General features: G+C 69.5%; 4 protein-coding genes. All 4 read left to right on the top strand.

The window, feature by feature from the left end; translation table 11 throughout:
- Positions 1-799, top strand: a 799-nt coding sequence (locus OOT08_RS04080; protein ID WP_325091250.1) for an AI-2E family transporter, incomplete at its 5' end; no start/stop codon positions are given.
- A 9-nt stretch (positions 800-808) separates the two neighbouring features.
- Positions 809-2,578, top strand: a complete 1,770-nt coding sequence (locus tag OOT08_RS04075; RefSeq protein ID WP_442916164.1) for a CTP synthase — start codon at positions 809-811, stop codon at positions 2,576-2,578.
- Between the two features lie 103 nt (positions 2,579-2,681).
- Positions 2,682-3,290 (top strand): NUDIX hydrolase, encoded by a 609-nt coding sequence (locus tag OOT08_RS04070; RefSeq protein ID WP_325091303.1) that lies wholly within the window; start codon positions 2,682-2,684, stop codon positions 3,288-3,290.
- The coding region (locus OOT08_RS04065) for a site-specific integrase (RefSeq protein WP_325091248.1) at positions 3,287-3,654 on the top strand (368 nt) is incomplete at its 3' end. The genes OOT08_RS04070 and OOT08_RS04065, both read left to right, overlap by 4 nt.

Here is a 3,654-nt window from a genome sequence, read left to right as displayed (position 1 = left end):
GATCCCCGTGATCACGGAGCAGCTCACGCAGCTGTTCCGCACCGCGCCAGACTTCATCCGGAACGTCTCGCGGGAGCCCTGGTTCCTGGACCTCACGGAGCGCTTCGGGCAGACCGTTGATCTCGACGGCCTGCTCCGGGAGGTGCTCGCCTTCGTCTCGAACCCGCAGAACATCGCCGCGGTTGCCGGGGGCATCTGGCAGGCCGGCATGGGGGTCGCCAACGGGGTCACCGCCGCGCTCATCGTGCTGATTCTCAGCCTCTATTTCCTGGCCTCGCTGGAGAGCATCAAGCGCGGCTTCTACCGCCTGACCCCGCGCAGCTCCCGCCTGAGCGTGATCGACATCACGGAGCAGGTCACGAAGTCCGTGGGTGGCTACGTCAGCGGCATGGTCCTCCTGGCGTTCATCAACGCGAGCCTCGGCTTCATCATGATGACGATCCTGCAGGTGCCCTTCGCGAGCCTGCTCGCCGTGCTCGTGTTCCTGGTCGCCCTGATCCCGCTCATCGGGTCGGTCGTTGCCACGATCCTGGTCACCACGGTCGCGCTGTTCAACTCCCCGGCGACCGCGCTCGCCATCGGGATCTACTACCTGATCTACATGCAGGTCGAGTCCTATGTGCTCACCCCGCGCGTGATGAACAAGGTCGTCTCGGTGCCCGGCTCCCTCGTCGTGATCGGCGCCCTGGCGGGCGGCACCCTGCTCGGGCTGCTCGGCGCGCTCATCTCCATCCCGGTCACGGCACTCGTGCTCATGATCGTGAAACAGGTCTGGGTGCCCCGCCAGGACCGGCGTTAGGCGCGGGCAATGGGGCCAGAAACTCGCGAACATCGGCTGGGGGCTGTCGCGGCCCCAAAACAAGTGTTAGGATTGAATCCCGTGGAACAACAGCGAAACGCGGACAACAACGGCATCACCAAGCACATTTTTGTGACCGGTGGTGTCGTTTCTTCATTGGGCAAGGGCCTCACCGCAGCCAGCCTGGGTAACCTCCTGACGGCTCGTGGCCTGCACGTGGTCATGCAGAAGCTGGACCCCTATCTGAACGTCGATCCCGGGACCATGAATCCCTTCGAGCACGGCGAGGTCTTCGTGACCGACGACGGCGCCGAGACCGACCTCGACATTGGCCACTACGAGCGGTTCCTCGACATCAACCTGTCGCAGGCGGCCAACGTGACCACCGGGCAGATCTACCAGCAGGTCATCGCCAAGGAGCGCCGCGGCGAGTACCTCGGCCAGACCGTGCAGGTCATCCCGCACATCACCGACGAAATCAAGCGCCGGATGCGGCTGCAGTCCCAGGACGACCCCCGCCCCGACGTGATCATCACCGAGGTCGGCGGCACGGTTGGCGACATCGAGTCCCAGCCCTTCCTTGAGGCGGCCCGCCAGGTCCGCCACGAGCTCGGCCGGAACAACGTCTTCTTCGTGCACGTGTCCCTCGTGCCCTTCATGGGGGCCTCTGGCGAGCAGAAGACGAAGCCGACCCAGCACTCCGTGGCCGCGCTGCGCTCCATCGGCATCCAGCCCGACGCCCTCGTGCTGCGCTCCGACCGCCCCGTCACCGAGTCGAACAAGCGCAAGATTGCGCTCATGTGCGACGTGGACGAGGACGCCGTCGTGAACGCCGTTGACGTGCCCAGCATCTACAACCTGCCGGAGCTGCTGAACACCGAGGGGCTCGACAGCTACATCGTCAACCACTTCGGTCTCGAGACGAACGCCGTGGACTGGTCCGGCTGGCAGCCGGTGCTCGACGCGGTCTCCCACCCCAAGCAGGAGATCACGATCGGCCTGGTCGGCAAGTACGTCGATCTGCCCGACGCCTACCTCTCGGTCACCGAGGCGCTCCGCGCCGGTGGTTTCGCGCACCAGGCGAAGGTCACCCTGCGCTGGATCGCGGCCGACCTCTGCGAGAGCCCCGAGGGCGCCGCCGAGCAGCTCGGAGACGTGGACGGCATCTGCGTGCCCGGCGGCTTTGGCATCCGCGGCATCGAGGGCAAGCTTGGCGCGCTGCGCTTCGCCCGCGAGAACGGCATCCCCACCCTCGGCCTCTGCCTCGGCATGCAGGGCATGGTCATCGAGTACGCCCGGAACGTCGCGGGCCTGCCCGATGCCTCCTCGACCGAGTTCGACCCCGAGACGAGCACCCCGGTGATCGCGACGATGGCCGAGCAGATCAGCATCGTCGACGGCGGCGGAGACCTCGGCGGCACCATGCGGCTCGGCCTCTACGAGGCGAAGCTCGCCGAGGGGTCCCTCGCGGCCGAGCTGTACGGCGCGGCCAGCGTCGAGGAACGGCACCGGCACCGCTACGAGGTCAACAACGGCTTCCGGGAGCAGATCGGCGCGGCCGGCCTCGTCTTCTCGGGCACGAGCCCGGACGACAGCCTGGTGGAGTTTGTGGAGCTGCCCCGCGAGGTGCACCCGTTCTACATCGCCACGCAGGCGCACCCCGAGCTGCGCTCGCGCCCGAACCGCGCCCACCCGCTCTTCGCGGGCCTCGCGGCCGCGGCCATCGAGCGCCAGAAAGCGAGCCGCCTCTTCGAGGTGAACGGTCAGGCGAGTGCCTAACCCAGCGCAGCACCGCGAACCCCGCCCGGCACCGGGCGGGGTTTCCGCGTCTTCGGACGCCGCGGTCGGGGCCGCTGCGCTCGCCGATGAGCGGGCCGACGACATCCGCGTGCTCGACTCGGAGCTGCTCAAGAGGGGCCGGGTCTGGGACCTGCGCCGGGACCGCTTCGCGCTCGGCTCGGGCACGGAGCTCGTCCGCGACTACGTCGACCACACCGGCGCCGTCGCGGTGCTCGCGATGGACGACGCCGACCGGGTCCTCCTGATTCAGCAGTACCGGCACGCGGTCGGCGTGCGTGACTGGGAGATCCCCGCCGGGCTGATGGATGTCCCCGGGGAGCCCGCCCTGCTCGGGGCCCAGCGGGAGCTCGCCGAGGAGGCGGACCTCGCGGCCGCGGAGTGGCACCTGCTGCTCGACGTGATGACGACGCCCGGGGGCAGTTCGGAGGCAATCCGGATCTTCCTGGCCCGCGGGCTCAGCCCGGTCGAGCACGACTACGTGCGCGAGGGCGAGGAAGCCGAGATCGTGACGCGCTGGCTGAGCCTGGAGGACGCGGTCGCCGCGGTGCTGGACCGCCGCGTGCAGAACGCGATCACGGCGAACGCCGTGCTCGCCGCCTACGCCTCCCGCGCCGGGGGCTGGGCGAGCCTCGGCGACGCGGCGTCCCCGTGGGAGCGCCGGGAGACGGTGCGGGGCGAGCGTTCCTCATGACCGGCGCGCTCGCGCCCGAGCGGGGCATCGAGCTGTTCCTGCGGCACGTGTCGATCGAGCGTGGGCTCTCCCCGAACACCGTGGCCGCGTACCGCCGGGACCTGGCCGCCTACGCCGCCTGGTTGGACGAGGCGGGCGTGGCCGACCTGGGGGCCGTGGACCCCGCCCGGCTCCGCGCCTACCAGGGCGCGCTGGCCGATCGGGAGCCGCCGCTCACCCCCGCCTCGGTGACCCGCGCCCTGTCCTCGGTGCGCAGCCTGCACCGTTTCCATCACGAGGAGGGCACCCTCGCGGAGGATGCCGGGGCGCGGCTGCGGGCCCCGAAGCGGGCGCAGACACTGCCAAAGGCCATCAGCATCGAGGA

Source organism: Leucobacter sp. M11 (genome assembly GCF_035726885.1).
GTDB lineage: Bacteria > Actinomycetota > Actinomycetes > Actinomycetales > Microbacteriaceae > JAPFRB01.
Note: the sequence above shows the minus strand (reverse complement) of the source record. Positions and strands in the feature narration are given on the sequence as shown.

What these genes read in the sequence shown, in the direction of transcription:
- OOT08_RS04075 (WP_442916164.1), top strand. Translation starts at nt 809, where the DNA reads ATGGGGCCAGAAACTCGCGAACATCGGCTGGGGGCTGTCGCGGCCCCA.